The following is a 22,576-nucleotide window of genomic DNA, read 5'->3' on the forward strand; positions in this document are numbered from 1 at the left end:
AGCCCGCGCATGGCGGGCTTTTTTAATTTGGTACCAGAGGCCGGACTCGAACCGGCACGGGTTTTACCCCGGGGGATTTTGAATCCCCTGTGTCTACCAATTTCACCACTCTGGCAGCGGCTCGAGGCGTGGTTTTGGGTGCCTCGGATAGGGGGGTGATTATAGCGATGGGCCGGGGACGGTCAACCGGATTTGGCGGGGGGCGGGGATTCCGTTAATCTTCGCGGCCTTCCCAACTGCCTAAACTGAAGCCATGCGTCGCCAGGATTTTCATTTCGATCTGCCCGATGAGCTTATTGCCCGCGCGCCCGCCGAGGAGCGCCGCGGTAGCCGCCTGTTGTGCCTGGACGGCCCCAGTGGCGCCATTGACCACCGCAAGTTCGCGGAGCTGCCGCAGCTGGTACAGTCCGGCGACCTGCTGGTGTTCAATGATACCCGGGTGATCCCGGCGCGGCTGTTTGGCCGCAAGGAGAGCGGTGGCAAGCTGGAGATCCTGGTGGAGCGGGTGCTGGACGAGGGCCGGGTGCTGGCCCATATCCGATCGAGCAAGTCGCCAAAGCCGGGTAGCCGTATCCTGCTGGAGGATGACAGTGCGCTGGAGATGGTGGCCCGCCACGATGCGCTGTTCGAGCTGGCTTTCCCATCGGAGGGGGTCCTGCCGGTGCTGGAGCGCCTGGGCCATATGCCGCTGCCACCCTATATCGACCGCCCGGATGACGAGGCGGATCGGGAGCGCTATCAGACCGTCTACAGCCGGGAGGCGGGCGCGGTGGCTGCCCCTACCGCGGGGCTGCATTTCGATGAGGCGATGCTGGATACCCTGCGCGACATGGGCGTGGAAACCGCGTTCGTGACCTTGCATGTGGGGGCCGGCACCTTCCAGCCGGTACGGGTGGATGATATCCACGAGCACCAGATGCACAGCGAAGTGCTGAATGTGCCCGAATCCGTCTGTAAGGCAGTGGCGGACTGCTGCGCTCGCGGCGGCAAGGTGATTGCCGTGGGCACCACCAGTGTGCGGGCCCTGGAGAGTGCCGCCGCCAGTGGTGAACTGAAGCCGACGGTGGGGGAAACCGATATCTTCATCTATCCGGGCTACCAGTTCCGGGTGGTGGACCGCCTGATCACCAACTTCCACCTGCCGGAATCCACCCTGATGATGCTGGTGAGCGCCTTTGCCGGCTACGAGCAGACCATGAATGCCTACCGGGAGGCGGTGCGCGAGCGCTACCGTTTCTTCAGTTATGGCGACGCCATGCTGATCAGCCGCAACCCCGATGTCAGCCCCTGGTAACCGGGGGCTGGACTGTAACAGACCGAGGAGAATCCCTTGAGCCGCGAATGTTTCATGCAGTTTGAACTGGACACCAGCGACGGCAAGGCCCGCCGCGGGCGGCTGCGGTTTCCCCGTGGGGTGGTGGAAACACCGGCTTTCATGCCGGTGGGCACCTACGGCACGGTCAAGGGCATGCTGCCGCGGGATGTGGAAGCCATTGGCGCCCACATCATCCTTGGCAATACTTTTCACCTGATGCTGCGCCCTGGCACCGAGGTGATCGAGGAGCACGGCGACCTGCACGACTTCATGCAGTGGCAGGGCCCGATCCTGACGGATTCCGGTGGCTTCCAGGTTTTCAGCCTGGGCAAGATGCGCAAGATCACCGAGGAGGGCGTCTCCTTCAAATCGCCGGTGGACGGCAGTCCGGTATTTATGGATCCGGAAGAGTCGATGCGTGTCCAGCGCTCGCTGGGGTCCGATATCGTGATGATCTTCGACGAGTGCACCCCCTATCCGGCCACCGTGGATGAGGCGCGCAAGTCCATGGAGTTGTCCCTGCGCTGGGCCGAACGGTCGAAAAAGGCCCACGGCGACAGTCCGTCGGCGCTGTTCGGTATCGTGCAGGGGGGCATGTACCCGGAGCTGCGTGATGTCTCCCTGCGCGGCCTGACCGGGATCGGTTTTGACGGCTATGCCATCGGTGGCCTGTCGGTGGGCGAGCCCAAGGAAGAGATGATCAAGGTGCTGGATCACCTGGCCCACAAGATGCCGGCGGACAAGCCGCGTTACCTGATGGGCGTGGGCAAGCCGGAGGATATCGTCGAGGCAGTGCGCCGTGGAGTGGATATGTTCGATTGCGTGATGCCGACCCGCAACGCGCGCAACGGCCACCTGTTTACCTTCGAGGGGGTGGTGAAAATCCGCAACGCCAAGCACCGCCACGATACGCGCCCGCTGGAGGAGGACTGCGACTGCTATACCTGCCAGCATTTCTCCCGCAGCTACCTGCACCACCTGGACCGCTGTGGCGAGATCCTGGGCTCCCAGCTCAATACCATCCACAACCTGCGCCACTACCAGCGCCTGATGCAGAATCTGCGGGATGCCATTGCCAATGGTGAGCTCGAAAGCTATGTGGCTGCCTTCTACCAGGGGCTGGGCCGCGAGGTGCCGCCGCTGGACTGATCGGGTCGTGGTTGGCATTTGGCGACCGGACCGATTCCTTGCGGCCCGCCCGGGTGCCCGCGGTCCGGGGCCGTCCATTTGTACCCTCAGGCGATCCCCGTATAATCGGCCCCCACTTGGGGACGGCCGCGCCTTGCATTCCGCCTGAGGCGCCCGCATATCCTCCGACATTGCCAAGATTTACCGGCTCACAGGGCCGCATTACAACAATGAGAGCAGCATGAATCGCTACCCCCTCTGGAAATATCTCCTGATTCTCGCGGTGGTGGGCCTGGGCTTCCTCTACGCCGCCCCCAACCTCTATAAACCCGACCCGGCCGTACAGATCTCCGGCCAGTCCAGCGCCATGGTGGTGGGCGAGAATGTCCTCGACAAGGCCCGCAAGGCCCTGGACGAGGCGGGCATCGAGTATTTCGGCGGTGAAGTGGGCGACAAGGCCATCCTGCTGCGCCTCAAGTCCATCGAAGAGCAATTGCCGGCCAAGCGCGCCATTCAGCAGGCCCTGGGTCACAGCGACTATGTGGTAGCCCTGAACCTGGCCTCCACCACGCCGGAGTGGCTGAGTAACCTGGGCGCCAGCCCGATGAAGCTGGGCCTGGACCTGGCCGGTGGTGTGCACTTCCTGATGGAAGTTGATACCAACACCATCGTGCGCACCAATATGGACGGGTACCTGCAGGACGTGAAGGCCAAGCTGCGTGCCGCCAAGGCACGCTACCGCAGCGTCGACCTGGTGGATGACCGCGAGATCGTGGCACGCTTCCGCGACGAGGAGCTGCGCGACCTGGGGATGTCCACCATGCGCAAGGAATTCCCGCAGCTGCAGCTGGTGGAAGCCGGCAGCGGCAGCAATCTCGAGATCCGCGCCTCCCTGGCCGAGCAGGAAATCAAGCAGCTCGAGGATTACGCGGTCACCCAGAACCTAACCACCCTGCGCAACCGGGTCAACGAGCTGGGTGTTGCTGAGCCCATCGTCCAGCGCCAGGGCGCTAACCGGATCGTGGTGGAGCTGCCCGGCGTGCAGGACACCGCCGAGGCGAAGCGCATCATCGGCAAGACCGCCAACCTGGAATATCGGATGGAGGCCCGGCCCGATGCGCTGGTGACCAACAAGGAGTACTTCGAGTACCGCAACGAGCAACAGCGGCAGCTTCGTGGCGGCGCCTGGCTCGAGCGCAAGGTCATCATCAAGGGTGACCGGGTGACCGATGCCCGCGTCGGCTACGACGAGAGCGGTTTCCCGCAGGTGAATATCACCCTCGACTCCCGCGGTGGCGAACTGATGCATCGCGCCACCTGGAAGAATGTCGGTCGCAGCATGGGCACCCTGTTCATCGAGAGCCGCTTTGTACCGGAAACCACCACCGATGCCGAGGGCAATGAGGTGGTGGTGCAGCGCCGCACGGATGACAAGAAGATCATCAGCCTGGCCACCGTGCAGAGCGCCCTGGGCCGCCAGTTCCGTATCACCGGCCTGGACAGCCCCGCCGAGGCGCAGGAACTGGCGCTGCTGCTGCGTGCCGGTGCCCTGGCCGCCCCCATGTACTTCGTGGAAGAGCGGGTGATCGGCCCGTCCCTCGGTGCGGACAACATCAAGGTGGGTGTGACTTCCGTGCAGATCGGCCTGCTGGCGGTGCTGGTCTGTATGCTGTTGTTCTACCGCGTCTTCGGCCTGGCGGCGAACATTGCCCTGGCGGTAAACCTGATCCTGCTGGTAGCGGTGATGTCGATCCTCGGTGCCACCCTGACCCTGCCGGGTATCGCCGGTATTGTACTGACCGTGGGTATGGCGGTAGATGCCAACGTGCTGATCTTCTCGCGAATACGGGAGGAGCTACGAAACGGCATGCCACCCCAGTCGGCGATCAGTGCCGGTTTCGACAACGCCTTCAGCACCATCGTGGATGCCAACATCACCACACTGATCGTGGCGGTGATCCTCTATGCCATCGGTTCTGGCCCGGTACAGGGATTCGCGGTAACCCTGTCCATCGGTATCCTGACCTCCATGTTCAGCGCGATCATGGGTACCCGGGCACTGATTAACCTGTTCTACGGCGGTCGCCGTGTGCAAAAACTCTGGATTTAAGGGCGTTGGCAATGAGTGAGACCAAAGTAGAAAACGGCAAGATCACCGAATACATGGGCAAGCGTGTGTTCGACTTCATGCGCTGGCGCAAACCGGCGGCGGCGATCTCCATTATCCTGCTGCTCGCCTCTATCGCGGCGCTGGCGATGAATGGCCTGAAGTTTGGCCTCGATTTCACCGGCGGTACCCAGATCGAAGTGGGTTACGAGCAGGCTCCGCGGATCGAGGATGTACGCCAGCAACTGGCGGGCGCCGGTTACGAGGGCGCCTCGGTGGTGCGTTTCGGTTCCGACACCGAGATCCTGATCAAGCTGCCACCGTCGGTGGCTGAGGCGCAGACGCAGATCAGTGCGCGGGATGAGCAGGCCACCCAGTCCATCGGCGACAAGGTCGTGGCGGTGCTGGATCAGGCCTCCGCGGGCGATGTGACACTGCGCCGGGTAGAAATGGTCGGTCCGCAGATCGGTGAAGAGCTCCGCGATGATGGCGGCCTGGGCATGCTGTTCGCGCTGGTGGTGGTCATGGCCTACGTGGCCCTGCGCTTCCAGTACAAGTTCTCGATCGGTGCCGTGGCGGCCCTCGCCCACGACGTGATCATCGTGCTGGGCTTCTTCGCCCTGCTGAAACTGGATTTCGACCTGACCGTACTGGCGGCGGTGCTGGCGGTGATCGGTTACTCCCTGAACGACACTATCGTGGTGGCGGACCGCATCCGCGAGAACTTCCGCAAGGTGCGCAAGGCAGAACCGGAAGAGATCATCAATATCTCCATCAGTCAGACCCTTGGCCGTACCTTCATGACCTCATTCACCACCCTGCTGGTGCTGTGGGCTCTGCAGTTCTTCGGTGGTGAGCTGATCCACAACTTCTCGCTGGCGCTGATCGTCGGTGTCGTGGTGGGTACCTACTCGTCGGTCTATGTGGCCGCGAACGTACTGATGGCCATGCACATCACCAAGGAAGACCTGATGCCGCCGGTGAAAGAGGGATCTGAACTGGAGGAGATGCCGTAAGGCATCTTCTGCGGGAGGGATACTGCGCGGGCCGGAACTTCTGAATCCGGTCCGCGAAAGCGAGCCGGATCAGCCGCGGGGCTTTTTGCCCAGGGTGATGTGCTTGGGCCCGGAAGTGTTGGTCTGGCCGCTGACGCCTTTCGGGACCTGCTCGATTTCACCGCCAGAGGCGAGGAAAGCCTGCACCTGTTCTTCGATGCTCTCGCGGGTTTCAAGGGCGGTGGGTTGCTTGCGTTTGGATGCGCTGGAAGCTTTTCTGGCCACAATAATTATCCGGTTTTCTGCGTGAACCGGACATTCTACAGGATGTTGGGTAAAAAATCACCCGCTTGCGTATTGGCTGCGCAGCGACTCCTCAATTCCCTCCATTTTTCAGCAATTCGCCCGGGGTTTCGTCTTTACCCTGCGCCTCGATAGCATTCGTCCCGCACCGGTGGCCGCAGGCCCTAAGTTCCAGAGCCGGGATTCCCTGCAGCGCGGAATCGGGAGCGTCATGGCGGGCATAATCCGGAAAGTCTTTTGCCTCTCGGCTCCCGCCCCTGAGGTTGCCCCTCGCTCAGGCTCGGTTTGACAGGCGCCACAGCCAGATCGACAGCACCAGCAACAGAATGAAGGCCAGGGCGCTGGGCCAGACCGGTGCAACCACCCCGGAGACCAGCACTTCCGGCTGGGCGACCAGTCGCCATAACTGGCCGAGGGCCATGAGCCCGAACAGAATACTGGAGAGTCTCAGTCCACCGCGGGGGGTGTTCATGGTTGCCTCCTGTCACAGACAGAATTTCCGATCGCCGGGAATTTTAGTGTGACGGGAGAGCGGTTACGCACTCCCTGGCAACGAGGTTGCGCGGCCCCGCCGCCGGGGCGGGACCGCAAGGGACAGGATCAGGGGCAGGCGCCCAGTTGCCAGGTGATACCATCCGTGCTGTGGAGGGTGTTGTAACCCCAGGTGGAGCCGGGCATGGCATCGTCGCTGCCATTGGCGAAGTAGTCCGGCGAGAAGTAGTTGCCGGTGCTGTACGCGCGGCCGGCGGTCTTGTGATAGTAGTTGTAGGTGCTCTGCTCCTCACACTCGCCCGGCTGACCGCCGTCACCGCCACCACCAGTTCCCCCATCAGTACCGCCACCGGTTCCGCCACCGGTTCCGCCATCACCGCCGCTGCCCGAGCAGGCTTGGTCGGGTCCGTAACAGCTGCCGTCGTCGTCTTCCCAGCGGCACTGGCCGTTAGTCGCCGTCACCTCATCCAGGCGGAAAGCCTCTGTGCCATATTCCAGGTAGCAGTTGGAGTAGCCCACGGCATAGTCCAGGCGGCCGGCGGCGATATGGGTGTCCAGGTCCGCCGTTACGCCCACATCGATGGTGAAGCTGGCCGTGGCAGTGCTACTGAGACCCGCGAGGTCGCTGGCGGTGACCGTCGCGGAGCCGGGTCCGCCCGGCAGGTTGCACTGCTCGGCTTCGAACGCCGTACCCATGACTGCAGCGGGGATGGTGCCGTTGCTGAATGCCACCGTCACTGTATCCAGGTTCTGGTTTTCATCCACCACAGTACCGCTGACGGTCACGCACTGGCCGCTGGTTGCCGCACTGACCTCGGTCAGCACTGGCGCGGTCTCCGGCGGTTCCGGGCCGACACGGGCAGTGCTGGAAAATGGCTCGCTTACCGCACCCTGAATATCGGTTGCGGTGACGCTGACCTCGTACAGGTCATCTGCCAGAGCCGGGCTGGTCAGGTTAAAAAAGCCGCTGGAATCCACACCTCCGGAGACAGACGTTGTGCCGGAATCGCCGGTGAAGGTGGCTTCCACGGAGGAGACGCTGCCTTCGGTATCCACGGCGTTGCCGCTGACGATGATCCGACCGCCACTCGCACTGATCTGCACATCGCTGACCACCGGCGGCTGGTTGCGGTCGACCCGTTGGTTATTGTCGCGGAAGAAGCGGCCGAGATAGCGCGCGTAGTTGATGCCGTTGCCATTGATGTAGCCGCCGCTGGCGCCTTCGCCGCCAGACCAAGCGTGGTCGACATTGTTGAACCACAGCATGGAGACGCGGCCGTCTTCCCAGAGTGTCTCATCGGCGGTGCGGCTGCCCTCGCTGACGGTGTTGGTGCCGGGCAGCTGGTTGACGCCATAGACGCCGGCCATACCGTTGGCGTTCTGCTCGTTGTAGCAGAGGTTCACCGTCGTATCGTCATAGCCGTGCGCGATCGAGGCGATCTGGGTTTCGAATTCGCTCCTGTAGCTGCCGGCGTAGGTATTGCAGCGGCTGGTCACATCCGCCTGCTCGCACGGGCCCAGTGCGCCATTGGAGCTGGTGCCGATGCTGGGGCCGGCACTGATGCCCATACCGGCAAAGACGTCCGGTGCCAGGCAGGCAGTGGTGTTGGCAAAGGCAGCACCGGAAGAAAGTCCGGCGATGTAGACCTGGTCTGGGTCGATATCCCGGCCGCTATCCCCGGAGAGGGTGTTGGCCAGGTTGATCAGGTTGCTGTAGTCGCCGGCGCTGCGGGAGCGGATGCCCTCCCAGTAGGACCAGCAGCTGAAACCGGCCTTGTTCATGGCGTCTGGTACCGCCACCACCATGCCGAATTCCTCGGCGGCCACTTCCAGGTTGGCGGTCAGGTAGTTGTTGATCGGCTGCGAGCAGCCGTGCAGGACGATCAGCAGGGCCTTGCCATTACCAATCTCGGAGCGGGAATCGGGTGTGTAGATATTGACGTTATTGAAGCCGCCGACGGCGACATTCTGCTGCCAGCTGCCGGCCTGGACGCCGGCAGCACAACTGAGTGCCACGGCAGTGGCAACACCGCGGAGCAGGCCGCGGCGGGGTCTTGGGATCATCATCGCATTCACCGTTATTGTTATCGGAGTGTTATCGGTCTGTCGCCGAATGACTACATGATCAGCGTAGGAGTGCCCTGAGTGGGCGGGAATGCGACCTTGGTTGTATTCAGGGGGTAAAGTCGGAGGAACCTGCGCCAGACTGCGAAATTCGTCACGCAGGCTTTGCGCGCCGGGTATCAGTCGTCGGCTTCAGTGCCGCTTTCAGCGGTTGCCGGGTGGGCCTGGTTTGGCAGTGGCCAGCCGCCAAGCGCTTGCCAGCGGTTCACGATCAGGCAGAAGAGTTCAGCGGTTTTTTCCGCGTCGTATTCCGCCGCATGAGCGCTGTTGTTGTCGAACTCGATGCCCGCGACCTGGCAGGCTTTGGCCAGCACGGTCTGGCCATAGGCGAGTCCGGCAAGAGTGGCGGTGTCGAAGCAGGAGAAGGGGTGGAACGGGTTGCGTTTGACACCGCAGCGCTCGACTGCGGCATTGACGAAGCCCAGGTCAAAGTGGGCGTTATGGGCCACAAGCACCGCCCGGGTGCAGCTGTGTTTTTTCACTGCGGTGCGGATCTTGCGGAACAGTTCCGGCAGGGCGATTTCCTCAGGCCAGGCTTCACGATCCGGGGATTCCAGGTCGATGCCGATAAAGTCCAGCGCGGATTGCTCGACGTTGGCGCCCTCGAACGGCTCGATGTGGAAGCTGTGGGTCTCGGCGGGGAAGATCACCCCGTCTTCGTCCATATCGAGGATCACCGCAGAGATTTCCAGCAGGGCATCCGTACGCGCATTGAAGCCGCCGCTCTCGAGATCCACCACCACGGGCAGGAAGCCGCGAAATCGCTGGGCCAGGAGGCTTTTCGGTCCGGTGGGTTCTTCAGCGGGGGTCACTTGGGATCCTATGTCGGTAATTGTGTATTAATCGGGGTTGGTGTGGCGTCCCTGAATCCGTGTACTCCCGCGCGGACACGCTGTGGATACATCCCTGTACGCTCGGCGTCGGCATCCCTGCCTCCGACGGTCCGCCCGGGAGTACACGGCTCCAGGGCCTGCGCATCAGGCCGATGACAACCTGATCATACCAGTCGCCAGTTCAGGGTTTCACCCGCGGCCAGCGGGATCAAACGCTCCTCGCCCATGGTGAGGCTCTCCGGCAGGCGCCAGGGGTCGCGTACCAGGGTGATGGTGCCCTCGTTGCGCGGCAGGCCGTAGAAGTCGGGGCCGAATTCGCTGGCGAAGGCTTCCAGCTTGTCCAGCTTGCCCGCCTGGTCGAATACTTCGGCATAGAGCTCAATGGCGCTGTAGGCGGTGTAACAGCCGGCGCAGCCGCAGGCATTCTCTTTCTTGTTCTGCGCGTGGGGGGCTGAGTCGGTGCCGAGGAAGAACTTCGGGTTGCCACTGGTGGCCGCTTCAATCAGTGCCGACTGGTGGTAGCCGCGCTTCAGGATCGGCAGGCAGTAATAGTGCGGGCGGATACCGCCCACCAGCATGTGGTTGCGGTTGTACAGCAGGTGGTGTGCGGTAATGGTGGCGCCGACGCCTTCGCGGGCATTCTGTACGAATTCCGCCGCATGGGCGGTAGTGATGTGCTCGAGCACGATCTTCAGGGTCGGGAAGTCGTCTACGACCCGTGACAGGATCTTTTCGATGAACACCTGCTCGCGGTCAAAGATGTCGATATCCGCGGTGGTGACCTCTCCGTGCAGCAGCAGCTTCATGCCGCACTCCTGCATGGCCTCCAGGGCCGGGTAGATGTTGGCGATATCGGTGACGCCGGAGTCGGAGTTGGTGGTCGCACCCGCCGGGTACAGCTTGGCGGCGACGATACCGGCCTCGTGGGCCAGGCGGACCGTTTCTGCATCGGTGCGGTCGGTCAGGTAGATCACCATCAGCGGCTCGAACGGGTTGCCCTCGGGAATCTGCTCGCGGATACGCAACTGGTAGAAGAGGGCATCTTCGGCATCCACCACCGGCGGCACCAGATTGGGCATCACGATGGCGCGGCGGAACTGCCGGGCCGCGTCGCCTACGGTGCGCTCGAGGGCGGCGCCGTCGCGCAGGTGGATGTGCCAGTCGTCGGGTGCGCGAAGGGTGATTTGATCCATGGTCAATTCCGCGAAAACAGCTAATGGCCAGTGGGCCGGGTGATTGGGGCGCAGATGCTAACCGATGGCCGGCTAAATTGCGATCGGATACCCGTATAAAAAATAGTCATCTGTGTCGCTGGACCAATAGGCGCTAGTCGTTCGCCATCTGAAGCGCTACAATCGCGCCCCGAAAAAGGCAGCGCAACTGCCAGAACTGGGCACATCTCCAACAATAACTTCCCCAGCACAACACTCCTTTCACGGTTTCCGGTGGTTCCCGCCGGGGCTTTGCAGTGGCGTTAAATCCCGGCAGAGGATAACAATGAGCGATATCAAGAAGGTGGTACTGGCGTATTCCGGGGGGCTTGATACCTCCGTAATCGTGCGTTGGCTTCAGGACACTTACGGCTGTGAAGTGGTGACCTTTACTGCGGACATCGGCCAGGGGGAGGAGGTCGAGCCAGCCCGCGCCAAGGCCGAGGCTCTGGGGGTCAAGGAGATCTACATCGACGACCTGCGTGAGGAATTCGTGCGGGAGTTCGTCTTTCCCATGTTCCGTGCCAATACCATTTATGAAGGCGAGTATCTGCTGGGTACCTCCATCGCCCGCCCCCTCATCGCCAAACGCCTGATTGAAATCGCCACCGAAACCGGCGCTGACGCCATCTCCCACGGTGCCACCGGTAAGGGCAATGATCAGGTGCGGTTTGAGCTCGGTGCCTATGCGCTGAAGCCGGGGATCAAGGTGATCGCGCCCTGGCGCGAGTGGGACCTGAATTCCCGCGAAAAACTGATGAAGTACTGCGAGGAGCACAAGATTCCCGTGGACTTCTCCTCGGGCAAGAAGAAATCCCCGTATTCCATGGACGCCAACCTGCTGCATATCTCCTACGAGGGCGGCATCCTGGAAGAGCCCTGGGCGGAAGCCGAAGAGGATATGTGGCGCTGGAGCGTCAGTCCGGAGTCCGCGCCGGATACTCCCACCTACATCACCCTGCAGTTCGAAAAGGGCGACCCGGTAGCAATCGACGGTGAGCGCCTGTCACCGGCAGCCCTGCTCGAGAAACTCAACAAGCTGGGTGGCGCCAACGGCATCGGTCGCCTGGATATCGTCGAGAACCGCTATGTGGGGATGAAGTCCCGCGGCTGCTACGAGACGCCCGGTGGCACCATCCTGCTGAAAGCCCACCGCGCCATCGAATCCATCACCCTCGATCGAGAGGTGGCGCACCTGAAAGACGAGCTGATGCCACGCTATGCGCAGCTGATCTACAACGGCTACTGGTGGTCGCCCGAGCGCCGCATGCTGCAGGCCGCCATCGACGACTCGCAACAGGTGGTCAACGGAGAGGTGCGCCTGAAACTGTACAAGGGCAGCGTGACTGCAGTGGGCCGCCGTTCGGCCGACAGCCTGTTCGATGAGCGAATCGCCACCTTTGAAGATGATGCTGGCGCCTATGACCAGAAAGATGCCGAAGGCTTCATCAAGCTGAACGCGCTGCGCCTGCGGATTGCGGCGGGCAAGGGCCGCGAATTGACCTAGATCAGTTTTGGCGGGCGATTGATGCGTTTAAATCATCGCCTGCCCTTCGGCTGCGTCTACTTTGAAGGGATATAGCCGGAAACAGGATGGCGGGCCTCCGCTCGTTTGCTGGAAACGAATCTCAAAAAAGCAACGGAAGTAACACAATGACGACAACCGTGGCAAAGACCGGCCCCGCGCCGGACTATGACTACAACATCGTGCGCCAGTTCACCGTCATGTCGGTGGTCTGGGGTGTTTTCGGTATGGCAATGGGGGTATTGATCGCTGCCCAGCTGGCATGGCCGCAGCTGAACGACTTCTTCCAGCCGTTCAGCCATTTCGGTCGCCTGCGCCCGCTGCATACCAACGCGGTGATCTTCGCGTTCGGTGGTAGTGTGCTGTTTGCCACTTCCTACTATGTAGTGCAGCGCACCTGCCAGACCCGCCTCTGGGGTGGCTGGCTGGTACCGTTCACCTTCTGGGGCTGGCAGCTGGTCATCGTTCTCGCTGCCATCACCCTGCCGATGGGGCTGACTTCCGCCAAGGAATACGCCGAGCTGGAATGGCCGATCGATATCCTGATCGCGCTGATCTGGGTGGCCTATGCCATGGTATTCTTCGGCACCATCGCCAAGCGCCGCACTTCCCACATCTACGTGGCCAACTGGTTCTTCGGCGCCTACATCATCACCATCGCCTGTCTGCACATCGTCAATAACCTGGCGGTACCGGCGGCTGCCTGGAAGTCTTATTCCTACTTCGCGGGCACCGCGGATGCGATGATCCAGTGGTGGTATGGCCACAACGCGGTGGGCTTCTTCCTGACTGCCGCCTTCCTCGGCATCATGTACTACTTCGTGCCCAAGCAGGCTGGGCGCCCGGTATACTCCTACCAGCTGTCCATCGTGCACTTCTGGGCGCTAATCTCCATCTACGTCTGGGCCGGTGGCCACCACCTGCATTACTCCGCGCTGCCCGACTGGACCCAGAGCCTGGCAATGATCATGTCCGTGATCCTGCTGGCGCCATCCTGGGGCGGCATGATCAACGGCATCATGACCCTGTCCGGCGCCTGGCACAAACTGCGCACCGACCCGACCCTGCGTTTCCTGGTGGTGTCCTTGTCCTTCTACGGTATGTCCACCTTCGAAGGCCCGATGATGTCCATCAAGACCGTTAACGCGCTGTCCCACAACACTGACTGGACTGTCGGCCACGTGCATTCCGGCGCGCTGGGCTGGGTGGCCATGATCTCCATCGGCGCGCTGTATCACCTGGTGCCGATCCTGTGGCACCGCAAGGAAATGTACAGTGTCAAGCTGATCAACGCGCACTTCTGGCTGGCGACTGTCGGTACCGTGCTGTACATCGCCGCCATGTGGGTGAACGGCATCACCCAGGGCCTGATGTGGCGCGCGTTCAACGCCGACGGCACCCTGACCTACAGCTTCGTTGAGAGCGTCGTGGCCAGCTATCCGGGCTACTACGTGCGCTTTATCGGCGGCGCGCTCTTCGTGCTGGGTATGTTGCTGATGGCGTACAACGTCTTCCGCACCATCACCGACAAGGAAAACGCCGAGCAGCAGGACAACACTGTTCCGCTGGCGCAGACGGCATAGGAGTACAGATCGTGAAGAATCATGACATCGTAGAAAAAAACATCGGTCTGATGATCGTGCTGATCTGCGTCGCCATCAGTTTCGGCGCGCTGGTAGAGATCGTTCCGCAGTTCTTCATCAAGGCCAACAAAGAGCCGATCGAGGGCCTCAAGCCCTGGCCGGCGGTGGTACTGGAAGGCCGCGATATCTACATCCGTGAGGGCTGCCACGTGTGCCATACCCAGATGGTGCGCCCGCTGCGTGCCGAGGTGGAACGTTACGGCCATTACTCCATGTCCCAGGAGCACGTGTACGAGCACCCGTTCCTGTGGGGCTCCAAGCGCACCGGTCCGGACCTGGCCCGTGTCGGCGGCCGCTACTCCGACGAGTGGCACCGCGCGCACCTCTACAACCCGCGCAACGTGGTGCCGGAGTCCAACATGCCGTCGTTCCCGTGGCTCTTTGACAATGTCGTCACCGGAGAGCATACCGCCGATAAAATGCGCGCACTGCGCCTGGCAGGTGTTCCCTACACTGATGAGGACATCGCCAAGGCCGGCGAGCCGTTCGTCGGTGGCAATGTGAAAGAAATCGATGCGCTGGTGGCCTACCTGCAGCAGCTGGGCGTGCTGGTTCAGCAGAAGCGCTAAGGGGTTATCGCTCTTGGATATCGACATATTGCGTCAGATTGCGGTGGTCCTTGGCTCGATCGCATTCCTTGCGGTCTGCTGGTGGGCCTTCTCCCCGAAGCGCAAGAAGCGTTTCGAGGAGGATGCCAAGTTGCCATTCGCGGACGAAGAGCAATCGATTCGCTCGGCATACGATGCCGACAAGAACAAAACTGATGAAGACTCGGCGGCAGGAAGCGTGCGCGGTGATCGCGCTGGAGAAACTTCCGCGGAGCACAAGAAGGGGCAGGACGAAAAATGACTACTTTCTGGAGTCTGTGGGTAATCGTGCTCACGCTCGCCAACCTGGCGCTGGTGTGCTGGGTTCTGTTCGCCAACCGCAAGGTGGCGGTCGACGACCAGCAAGAGCCGGGTAACCAGACCACCGGCCACGTCTACGACGGCATCGAGGAGTATGACAACCCGCTGCCGCGCTGGTGGTTCCTGATGTTTGTCGGCTCCCTGGTATTCAGTGCCATCTACCTGGTGATCTATCCGGGCATGGGTAACTTCAAGGGCGTCAGTGGTTGGACTTCGGTCGGCGAACTGAAGAGTGACCAGCAGAAGGCGATGGAGAAGTTCGATGAAACGTTTGGCAAGTATGTCGAGATGCCCGTCGAGGAAATCGCCCAGAGCCGCGACGCGTTGAAAATGGGTGCCCGAATCTTTGCCAACAACTGTGCGGTCTGCCATGGCGCTGACGGTGGCGGCAACTATGGTTTCCCGAACCTGACCGACAACGACTGGCTCTACGGCGGCTCGCCGGAGCAGATTCTGGAAACCCTGTACAAGGGCCGCCAGGGCCTGATGCCGCCGCAGGGGCCGATCATCGGTGAGGAAGGCGTGCGCACCACTGCGGAGTACGTCCTGTCCCTGAATGGCCTCGAGCACAATGCGGAAATGGCTGCCGAGGGCAAGAAGGTTTTCGGCCAGGTGTGTATGGCCTGTCACGGTATGGACGCCAAGGGTAACCAGGCCCTGGGTGCGCCGAACCTCACCGACAATATCTGGCTCTATGGCAGCAGCCGCGAGCAGATCCAGCACACTATCCGCGGTGGTCGCAGCAACCAGATGCCGGCCCAGGACGACAAGCTGCGCGATGACAAGATCCGCCTGGTGGCTGCCTACGTGTACAGCCTGTCACGCCAGGAAGAAGTGGAGCAGTGATACCTCACTGAGCCATGTGAAGCGGCCCCGCCCAGGCGGGGCCTGACAAGGAAGCGGGCACGCAGGGACGAAAAACAAAGGCCTCATTGTTTGCCAGACGAAGAGTGCTCCCCTGTTGCCGGGGCCCGGAGCATAAGTGAGGTTTGTCGTGAGTGATCTGATTCCCACCCGCGAAGAGCAGGAAGGCGATGGCGAAGTCCGCTATCGCATGCTCTACGAGTCCGAAGACAAGATCTACACCCGCCACATACGGGGCGTCTACACCCGCATCCGCAAATACACCGGGCTGCCGCTGCTGGCCGCTTTCCTCTTCATTCCCTGGATCAATATCGACGGCCGCCAGGCCGTGCACTTCGACCTGCCGGAGCGCAAGTTCCATATTTTCTGGGCCACCTTCGGGCCTCAGGACGGTTTTCTGCTGGCCTGGATCCTGATCATGGCAGCTTTCGCCCTGTTTGCCGTGACCACCTGGCTCGGGCGTGTCTGGTGCGGGTTTACCTGCCCTCAGACCGTCTGGACCATGATGTACATGTGGGCGGAGCGCGTCTGCCAGGGTGACAGGGCGAAGCGCATGAAGCTTGATGCGGCGCCCATGAGCGCCGAAAAGGCCCTGCGCAAGTCCGCAACCTACGCCATCTGGATTCTCATTGCCCTTGCCACTGCGCTGGCTTTCGTTGGCTATTTCTACGGTATCCGCGAGCTGGTGGTCGACCTGGCCACCTTCAATGCGCATCCCCAGGGCGTTTTCTGGGTTGCCTTCTTCACCCTCGCCACCTTCTTCAACGCCGGCTTCATGCGCGAGCAGGTGTGCAAGTACATGTGCCCCTATGCCCGCTTCCAGTCGGTGATGTACGACCGCGATACCCTGGCGGTTTACTACGATGCCCGCCGCGGCGAGACCCGCGGCCCACGGAAGAAGGGCATCGATTACAAGGCGGAGGGGCTTGGCGACTGTATTGACTGCTACTGGTGTGTGCAGGTCTGTCCGGTGGACATCGATATCCGCGACGGCATGCAGTACGAGTGCATCAACTGTGGCCTGTGCGTGGATGCCTGTAACAGCGTCATGGACAAGATGGAGTACCCGCGGGGCCTGATCCGCTTTACCTCCGAGGACGAGCTGGAGACCGGCAAGACCAATTACCTGAGGCCACGCCTGTTCGGCTATGCGTTCGTGCTGGCCGCGATGGTGGGGCTGTTCACCCACCAGGTGCTCACCCGCAGCCCGATCGAGGCAGAGGTCCTGCGGGATCGCGGTGCGCGCCTGTACCGGGAGTATCGCGGCGATATCCAGAACGTGTACACGGTGAAGATCAACAACATGGATCAGGCTGCACACGAGTTCAAAATCCGGGTGGAGGGCAAGCCAGGGCTGGAATATTCCCTTAGAATGCCCCGCCAGATCTATCTCGAGGCCGGGGAGATCTACGCAGTGCCGATCCGGGTCAGCGTTCCCAGGGAACAGCTGCAGGACACCAAGCACGATATTGATATCATCGTCGAGGCGGTGGACAAGCCGGAGCTGACTGACAGGCATCAGACGGTATTCATCGGCCCCAAAAAGTAATAACACGCCGGCACAAGGGCACAGCAGTGCAGTTGCCGGCGCTGGATTCCAGAGAGCGGGTGTGGGGCGCAGGGCAGCCAGCCGCCCGCCCGCCACTTCACTGTGAGTGAGCTCGTGAACGAACAAACCCCCAAACCCTGGTACCGGGAAACCTGGCTGTGGCTGGTGCTTGCGCCGCTGATCCTGGTGGTGCTGGTCTCCCTGACCATGGTGTCCATCGCCTTTCGTCACGCCGACGATACGGTCAGTGACACCTACTACAAAGACAGCCGCATGTACCACTACACCGCCGGCCAGGACGAGCGCGCGCGGGAGCTGGGGCTTGCCGCTATCCTGCAGTTCGATCCCGCTGAACATGCCATCAGCCTGGACCTGACCGGTGCTGTCGAGTACCCGCCGGCGCTGCTGCTGTCCCTCAGCCACCCGGTCGAAGAGGATCTGGACCACCATATTCGCCTGACCCAGGTTTCTTCAGGGCGTTACCAGGGCACGTTCGAGGGCGAGCTGCACCACCGCTGGTACCTGCGCCTGATGCCGCAGCTCGACCCAGAGCAGCATCTGGAGGCGGAATGGCGCCTCAAGGGTGAAATCAATTTTGAACTCGGACAGGCGGCACCGCTGAGCCCCGCTGTGCAATGAGCGAGACCAGCTGTTTCCACTGCGGCCTGCCGGTGCCCTCCGGCAGCCGGCACTCGGTCCGCATCGACGGCACCGAGCGACCCATGTGCTGCCCGGGCTGCGAGGCAGTGGCGGGTGCCATCGTGGCTGGCGGTCTCGACAACTTTTACCGTTTTCGCGATACGCCCAACCAGCGCCCGGAAGGGGACGATTCCCGTGACCAGCGCTGGGAGGCTTTCGACCTGCCAGAGCTGCAGCATCAGTTTGTGCGGGACTGGGATGGCAACGGAGGCAGCCAGCTCAGGATGGCGAGCCTGCTTGTGGGCGGGATCACCTGTGCCGCCTGTGTGTGGCTGATCGAGAAACACCTGGGCGCCCTTGAGGGGGTCGAGCGCGTCTCGGTCAATGCCAGTACCCAGCGGGCCCAGATCGTATTCGATCCGGAATCCGTCAGGCCCAGTCAGCTATTTGCGGAGTTGGCCCGGGTCGGCTATCGACCGGCAGCCGCCACGGCGGCCAACAGCGAGGAGCTTATCCAGCGGGAGCGTCGCGCCGCCCTGCGCCGGCTGGGGGTTGCCGGGCTCGGCACCATGCAGGTGATGATGTTTGCCATCGCCCTCTACTTCGGAGAGGCCACCGGCATCGACGCCGAACTGGAGCGCTATTTCCGCTGGGTCTCGCTGCTGGTGGCGACACCCGTGGTGCTGTTTGCCGCGCGTCCCTTCTTCACGGCCGCCTGGCGCAGCATTCGCGGCCGGCACCTGAGTATGGATGTGCCCGTCTCCCTGGCGATTGGGCTCGCCTACGTCTCCAGCTTTTACGCCACGGTCTTTGAAACCGGAGAGGTGTACTTCGAGTCCATCTCCATGTTCACCTTTTTCCTGCTGCTCGGGCGCACGGTGGAGATGCGGGCCCGGCACCGCGCCGGCCTCGCCAGTGGCGGGCTGGCGCAACTGCTGCCCCTGACCGCCACCCGGCTGGAGGGGAGCGAAGTCCGACCGGTGCCGGTGGCGGCGCTGTCCACGGGCGATCGCATCCTGTTGCGCCCGGGGGACACGGTGCCCGCCGATGGTGAGGTGGTCGAGGGCTCCAGTGGCGTTGATGAATCACTGCTCAGTGGTGAGTCCGCCCTGCAACAGAAAACCATCGGCAGCCGGGTCTATGCGGGCAGCGTCAATGGCGACTCGACCCTGGAGGTGCGGGTGACCGCTGCCGGCCAGGCGACCCGCCTGTCAGCGATCGAGCGGCTGGTGGAGCGAGCTCAGCTGGAAAAGCCCCAGCAGGTGGCCCTCGCCGACCGGATCGCCGGCTGGTTCGTGGCGGTGGTGCTGCTCTTCGCCGGCGCAGCTTTCGCGTTCTGGTGGCAGGTTGCGCCGGAACGGGCCTTCTGGATCGCGCTTTCCGTGCTGGTTGTGACCTGCCCCTGTGCGCTCTCCCTGGCCACCCCCGCCGCGCTGGCTGCGGCAACTCTGCGGCTGCAACAGCTGGGGCTGCTGGTGGCCGGCGGCCATCTGCTCGAGACCCTGCCGCGCCTGACGCGGGTGGTATTCGACAAGACCGGCACCCTGACTCGCGGGGAGCCGCGGATCCTGAGGATCGAGGTACTCCGCGAGGACTGGCATGAGCAGGCGGTGCGGGATGTGGCCGCGGCGCTCGAATCCCGCAGTAATCACCCGCTGGCCCGCGCCTTCCGGCCCTGGTTCAACAACTGCCAGGCACGACAGCTGGTGATCCACACCGGGCGCGGGATTGAAGGGCAGGTAGGCGGTGTCGGTTACCGTCTCGGCCGGCCGGATTTCGCTGTCGCCACGCCACCCGCGCAGCCGTTGGGCGAGGGGCAGTGGCTGTTGCTGGCGGATGTTTGTGGTGCGGTGGCCTGGATCGGCCTCGGCGACCAGCTGCGTGCCTCTGCCGCGGACGCGGTGGCCCGGCTGCGGGAGTCCGGGCTGGCGCTGGAAATGCTGAGTGGTGACCAGTCGGCAGAAGTGGCGCGCCTGGCGCAGTTGGCCGGGGTGGATGAGTATCGGGCAGGGGTCTCTCCGGAAGAGAAGCTCGAGCGCCTGCAGGCGCTACAGGCCCGCGGTGAGCGGGTGCTGATGGTGGGGGATGGCCTCAACGATGTGCCGGTGCTCTCCGGCGCGGATGCTTCCGTGGCCATGCTCTCCGCCGCCGACCTGGCGCAGTCGCGGGCTGATGCCATCCTGCTGAACGGAGACTTGGAAGTGCTGCCGGACGCGCTGGAGCTGGCGCGCAAGTCCCGACGCATCATCCGTCAGAACCTGGCCTGGGCATTGGGATACAATGCGCTGGCGCTGCCGCTGGCAGTATGCGGACTGGTACCGCCCTGGGTGGCGGCGCTGGGTATGTCCGCCAGCTCCCTGATCGTGGTGCTCAATGCCCTGCGGTTGTCGCGCTGGGCATCCCAGCGCCCATCCTTCGTGGGAACAACCCCGTTGGCGGCACAAACAGCGAGGTAACCCGTGGACAGCCTGTATTTCCTGATTCCCATCGCCATTATCTTTGTGACCATCGCCGTCAAGGTTTTCTTCTGGGCGGTGAACAACGGCCAGTATGACGATCTGGATACCGAGGGTCGCCGGATCCTGTTCGATGACGACGAGCCGCGACAGCAGGCTGGCTCTGATCGCCCGTCTCCAGTGGGCGATGCTGCAGGGACCGGGTACCCGAAGCCGCAGGCCCGGGAAGACAGCGCTGGGCGGGGGGGAGAGCGGCAATGACGGATTGGGGGTTTGTCGCTGCCGCGCTGGCCATCGGCTTTTTTGGCAGTAGCCACTGCGTGGGCATGTGTGGCGGCATTTCATCCGCGCTGGGAATGGCGGTGCCGGGGCAGAAGCCGGCCTGGGGGCAACTGGTGTCCTATTCCGCCGGGCGTCTCGGCAGCTATGCCCTGATGGGCGCGATCGCCGGTGCCGTGGGGGCCGCGGCCCTGCCGACGCTGACGCCGCTGCGGATCATCGCCGGCCTGATGCTGGTGGCCATGGCGCTCTACATCGCCGGCTGGTGGCGGGGGCTGGTCTGGCTGGAGCGCGGCGGTGCTCACCTGTGGCGGTATCTGCAGCCGCTCAGCCGACGGTTGCTGCCGGTGCACTCCGCCCCGCGGGCGCTGGCACTGGGATCCATCTGGGGCTGGTTGCCGTGCGGCCTGGTATACAGCGCACTGACTTATGCCCTGGCGCAGGGCGGCAGCGGGCAAGCGGCCCTGGCCATGTTTGCTTTTGGCCTGGGCACGGTTCCGGCGATGTTTGCCACCGGTGCCGCCGGGGCAAGGGTGCGGGACCTGGTCCAGCGCCCGCGGGTGCGACTGCTGATGGCCCTGCTGATCCTGCTGTTCGGGCTCTGGACCCTGTGGGGCGCCATGGGCCACGGCGACCATTCCGGTCATGCCGGCCATGCGTCTCCCGCGGCCGAGTCACCCGCCGAGAGCGGCCACCATCATCACCAGCATCACCACAAGTAATTGCTGACTCCGGCGCCCCGGATCTTGCGCGAGGTAGTGTGACTGGCTCTAGACTGGTTGGGTAAACCAGGCAAACAGGGGGCCGTCATGAGCAGTGAATCCGACCGTTCAGCCTATGAGCAAAAAGCGCGCGCCAAGCTGAAAGAGTGGAACGCGGAAATTGACAAGCTGTCCGCCAAGGCGGAGCAGGCCGGTGCTGATATGCGTATCAAGTACCGGGATGAGATCGACAAGCTGCAAAGCAAGCGTGACTCGATGAACAAGAAGCTAGAGCAGTTGCACGGCAAGAGCGGTGATGCCTGGGATGAGCTCAAGGATGGTCTCGAGGATGCCTGGAGCGATATGAAGCGCTCTATCGAACGGGCCCGGGACCGGCTGAGCTGAGATCTGCGCCCCGCCTCGGGCATGCACCAGCCCCGTGGCGGGTTCAGAGATCGATGCGCAGCGAGAGGTCGATGGCGCGCAGGTGCTTGGTGAGGCTGCCTGAAGAGATGTAATCCGCATCCAGTGCTGCCAGCTGCTGTAACCTGTCGGCATCGACACTGCCTGAAATCTCTATCTTGGCCCTGCCTTTTGCCAGCGCCAGTGCCTCACGGGTGTCGGCATCGCTGAACTCATCCAGCATGATCACGTCGGCGCCCGCTGCCAGGGCCTGGCGCAGTTCTTCCAAATTCTCGACCTCCACTTCCACCAGCGCTTCGGGCGCGATACCGCGCGCCTGCTGTATGGCGGCAGATATGCCTCCGGCAGCGGCGATATGGTTTTCCTTGATCAGGAACGCATCGTAGAGACCGATGCGGTGGTTGAAGCAGCCCCCGCAGAGGACCGCGTACTTCTGCGCAGTCCGCAATCCGGGAATCGTCTTGCGCGTGTCGAGGATTTTTACCCCGGTGCCGGCGGCGAGTGCGGCATACTGCGCTGCAGAGGTGGCGGTACCGGACAGGGTCTGGAGAAAGTTGAGCGCTGTGCGTTCACCGGTCAGGATGGCACGGGCATTGCCCTCCAGTTCGAACAGCACTGTGCCAGCCGCCACTGCATCACCGTCTTCGCAATGCCAGTGGAGTTTCAACCGCGCATCCAGTTGGCGGAAGACTTCCTCAACCCATGCGCGTCCACAGACGGTGCAGTCCTCACGGGTAATCACCCTGGCGCGGGCCTCGCGATCGGCTGGAATCAGCTGCGCGGTGATGTCTCCGCCGCCGATATCTTCGGCCAGTGCATGGCGAACGGCTCGCTCCAGGTCTTCCAGCAGATTGGGGATATCAGTCTCTTGCGGGTGCATCGATCGGCCTCCATTGGCAAGAGCGGCATAGTAGCAGAATTCCCCTCGACGGAGGTCATGGCGGTGCCCGTAAAGCGGCTGCGTCCGAGCTTTCCCGGAGCTGTGCGCTGGGTCTCAAATCCCGCCTCTGACCAGTGTCGAGCAAAGGCATAATGGCGTTAGAATGCTGACGATATTGGAGTTGCCCGCAAACGGAAAAGA

Annotated in this window: 21 protein-coding genes and 1 tRNA gene; 15 read left to right on the forward strand and 7 right to left on the reverse strand. The window is 62.7% G+C overall.

Features of this window, described 5'->3' with window-relative positions:
* Positions 1–28: 28 nt before the first annotated feature.
* Positions 29–115, reverse strand: a tRNA-Leu gene (locus LVD12_RS09355).
* A 138-nt stretch (positions 116–253) separates the two neighbouring features.
* On the opposite strand from LVD12_RS09355, the gene queA reads away from it, so the two are divergent.
* The 4 genes from queA (at position 254) to secF (ending at position 5,566) form a co-directional block, all read left to right on the forward strand.
* Complete coding sequence (gene queA, locus LVD12_RS09360) at positions 254–1,294, forward strand: tRNA preQ1(34) S-adenosylmethionine ribosyltransferase-isomerase QueA (RefSeq protein ID WP_237067433.1); 1,041 nt, start codon at positions 254–256, stop codon at positions 1,292–1,294.
* 54 nt (positions 1,295–1,348) lie between these two features.
* The gene (gene tgt / locus LVD12_RS09365) at positions 1,349–2,464 is read left to right on the forward strand and encodes a tRNA guanosine(34) transglycosylase Tgt (protein ID WP_305080528.1); all 1,116 of its coding nucleotides are present in this window, start codon (positions 1,349–1,351) and stop codon (positions 2,462–2,464) included.
* 220 nt (positions 2,465–2,684) lie between these two features.
* Positions 2,685–4,553, forward strand: a complete 1,869-nt coding sequence (secD, locus tag LVD12_RS09370) for a protein translocase subunit SecD (protein WP_237067435.1) — start codon at positions 2,685–2,687, stop codon at positions 4,551–4,553.
* 11 nt (positions 4,554–4,564) lie between these two features.
* Entirely contained in the window at positions 4,565–5,566 is a 1,002-nt protein-coding gene (gene secF, locus LVD12_RS09375) for a protein translocase subunit SecF (protein ID WP_439651340.1), read from the forward strand.
* 69 nt (positions 5,567–5,635) lie between these two features.
* Here secF and LVD12_RS09380 read toward each other — a convergent pair whose 3' ends face one another.
* The 5 genes from LVD12_RS09380 to pyrC form a co-directional block, all read right to left on the reverse strand.
* The gene (locus LVD12_RS09380; protein ID WP_237067436.1) at positions 5,636–5,830 is read right to left on the reverse strand and encodes a PFL_1563 family small protein; all 195 of its coding nucleotides are present in this window, start codon (positions 5,828–5,830) and stop codon (positions 5,636–5,638) included.
* A gap of 292 nt (positions 5,831–6,122) precedes the next feature.
* Positions 6,123–6,320 carry a hypothetical protein gene (locus LVD12_RS09385; protein ID WP_237067437.1) on the reverse strand — a complete coding sequence of 66 codons (198 nt, stop codon included), beginning with the start codon at positions 6,318–6,320 and terminating at the stop codon, positions 6,123–6,125.
* Positions 6,321–6,448: 128 nt separating this feature from the next.
* The gene (locus LVD12_RS09390; protein WP_237067438.1) at positions 6,449–8,407 is read right to left on the reverse strand and encodes an extracellular catalytic domain type 1 short-chain-length polyhydroxyalkanoate depolymerase; all 1,959 of its coding nucleotides are present in this window, start codon (positions 8,405–8,407) and stop codon (positions 6,449–6,451) included.
* A 176-nt stretch (positions 8,408–8,583) separates the two neighbouring features.
* Positions 8,584–9,276, reverse strand: coding sequence for a ribonuclease T (gene rnt / locus LVD12_RS09395; protein WP_237067439.1), 693 nt, complete (start codon positions 9,274–9,276; stop codon positions 8,584–8,586).
* Positions 9,277–9,461: 185 nt separating this feature from the next.
* Positions 9,462–10,490 carry a dihydroorotase gene (gene pyrC / locus LVD12_RS09400; protein ID WP_237067440.1) on the reverse strand — a complete coding sequence of 343 codons (1,029 nt, stop codon included), beginning with the start codon at positions 10,488–10,490 and terminating at the stop codon, positions 9,462–9,464.
* A 304-nt stretch (positions 10,491–10,794) separates the two neighbouring features.
* Between pyrC and LVD12_RS09405 the strand changes: the two genes are divergently transcribed.
* From LVD12_RS09405 to LVD12_RS09455, 11 genes are all read left to right on the forward strand, one after another.
* Entirely contained in the window at positions 10,795–12,015 is a 1,221-nt protein-coding gene (locus LVD12_RS09405; protein ID WP_237067441.1) for an argininosuccinate synthase, read from the forward strand.
* A 146-nt stretch (positions 12,016–12,161) separates the two neighbouring features.
* Complete coding sequence (gene ccoN, locus LVD12_RS09410) at positions 12,162–13,616, forward strand: cytochrome-c oxidase, cbb3-type subunit I (RefSeq protein ID WP_237067442.1); 1,455 nt, start codon at positions 12,162–12,164, stop codon at positions 13,614–13,616.
* An 11-nt stretch (positions 13,617–13,627) separates the two neighbouring features.
* Positions 13,628–14,245: a cytochrome-c oxidase, cbb3-type subunit II gene (ccoO, locus tag LVD12_RS09415; RefSeq protein WP_237067443.1), complete on the forward strand. Its 618-nt coding sequence runs from the start codon at positions 13,628–13,630 to the stop codon at positions 14,243–14,245.
* 13 nt (positions 14,246–14,258) lie between these two features.
* Positions 14,259–14,525: a cbb3-type cytochrome oxidase subunit 3 gene (locus LVD12_RS09420; RefSeq protein ID WP_237067444.1), complete on the forward strand. Its 267-nt coding sequence runs from the start codon at positions 14,259–14,261 to the stop codon at positions 14,523–14,525.
* Complete coding sequence (gene ccoP, locus LVD12_RS09425; protein WP_237067445.1) at positions 14,522–15,430, forward strand: cytochrome-c oxidase, cbb3-type subunit III; 909 nt, start codon at positions 14,522–14,524, stop codon at positions 15,428–15,430. Before LVD12_RS09420 ends, ccoP begins: the two co-directional genes overlap by 4 nt.
* A 148-nt stretch (positions 15,431–15,578) precedes the next feature.
* Positions 15,579–16,997 (forward strand): cytochrome c oxidase accessory protein CcoG, encoded by a 1,419-nt coding sequence (gene ccoG / locus LVD12_RS09430; protein WP_237067446.1) that lies wholly within the window; start codon positions 15,579–15,581, stop codon positions 16,995–16,997.
* Between the two features lie 114 nt (positions 16,998–17,111).
* A complete protein-coding gene (locus LVD12_RS09435) occupies positions 17,112–17,636 on the forward strand; it encodes a FixH family protein (protein ID WP_237067447.1) in 525 nt (174 codons plus the stop codon).
* Positions 17,633–20,092: a heavy metal translocating P-type ATPase gene (locus tag LVD12_RS09440; RefSeq protein WP_237067448.1), complete on the forward strand. Its 2,460-nt coding sequence runs from the start codon at positions 17,633–17,635 to the stop codon at positions 20,090–20,092. Before LVD12_RS09435 ends, LVD12_RS09440 begins: the two co-directional genes overlap by 4 nt.
* A 3-nt stretch (positions 20,093–20,095) precedes the next feature.
* Positions 20,096–20,353 (forward strand): cbb3-type cytochrome oxidase assembly protein CcoS, encoded by a 258-nt coding sequence (gene ccoS / locus LVD12_RS09445; RefSeq protein ID WP_237067449.1) that lies wholly within the window; start codon positions 20,096–20,098, stop codon positions 20,351–20,353.
* Positions 20,350–21,093 carry a sulfite exporter TauE/SafE family protein gene (locus LVD12_RS09450; protein ID WP_237067450.1) on the forward strand — a complete coding sequence of 248 codons (744 nt, stop codon included), beginning with the start codon at positions 20,350–20,352 and terminating at the stop codon, positions 21,091–21,093. Before ccoS ends, LVD12_RS09450 begins: the two co-directional genes overlap by 4 nt.
* 87 nt (positions 21,094–21,180) lie before the next feature.
* Positions 21,181–21,477, forward strand: a complete 297-nt coding sequence (locus tag LVD12_RS09455; RefSeq protein ID WP_237067451.1) for a sll1863 family stress response protein — start codon at positions 21,181–21,183, stop codon at positions 21,475–21,477.
* A gap of 43 nt (positions 21,478–21,520) precedes the next feature.
* On the opposite strand, the gene nadC is transcribed toward LVD12_RS09455, so the two are convergent.
* A complete protein-coding gene (gene nadC / locus LVD12_RS09460; RefSeq protein ID WP_237067452.1) occupies positions 21,521–22,375 on the reverse strand; it encodes a carboxylating nicotinate-nucleotide diphosphorylase in 855 nt (284 codons plus the stop codon).
* Between the last annotated feature and the right edge of the window lie 201 nt (positions 22,376–22,576).

The organism is Microbulbifer guangxiensis (genome assembly GCF_021729075.1).
In the GTDB taxonomy this organism is placed as follows: domain Bacteria; phylum Pseudomonadota; class Gammaproteobacteria; order Pseudomonadales; family Cellvibrionaceae; genus Microbulbifer; species Microbulbifer guangxiensis.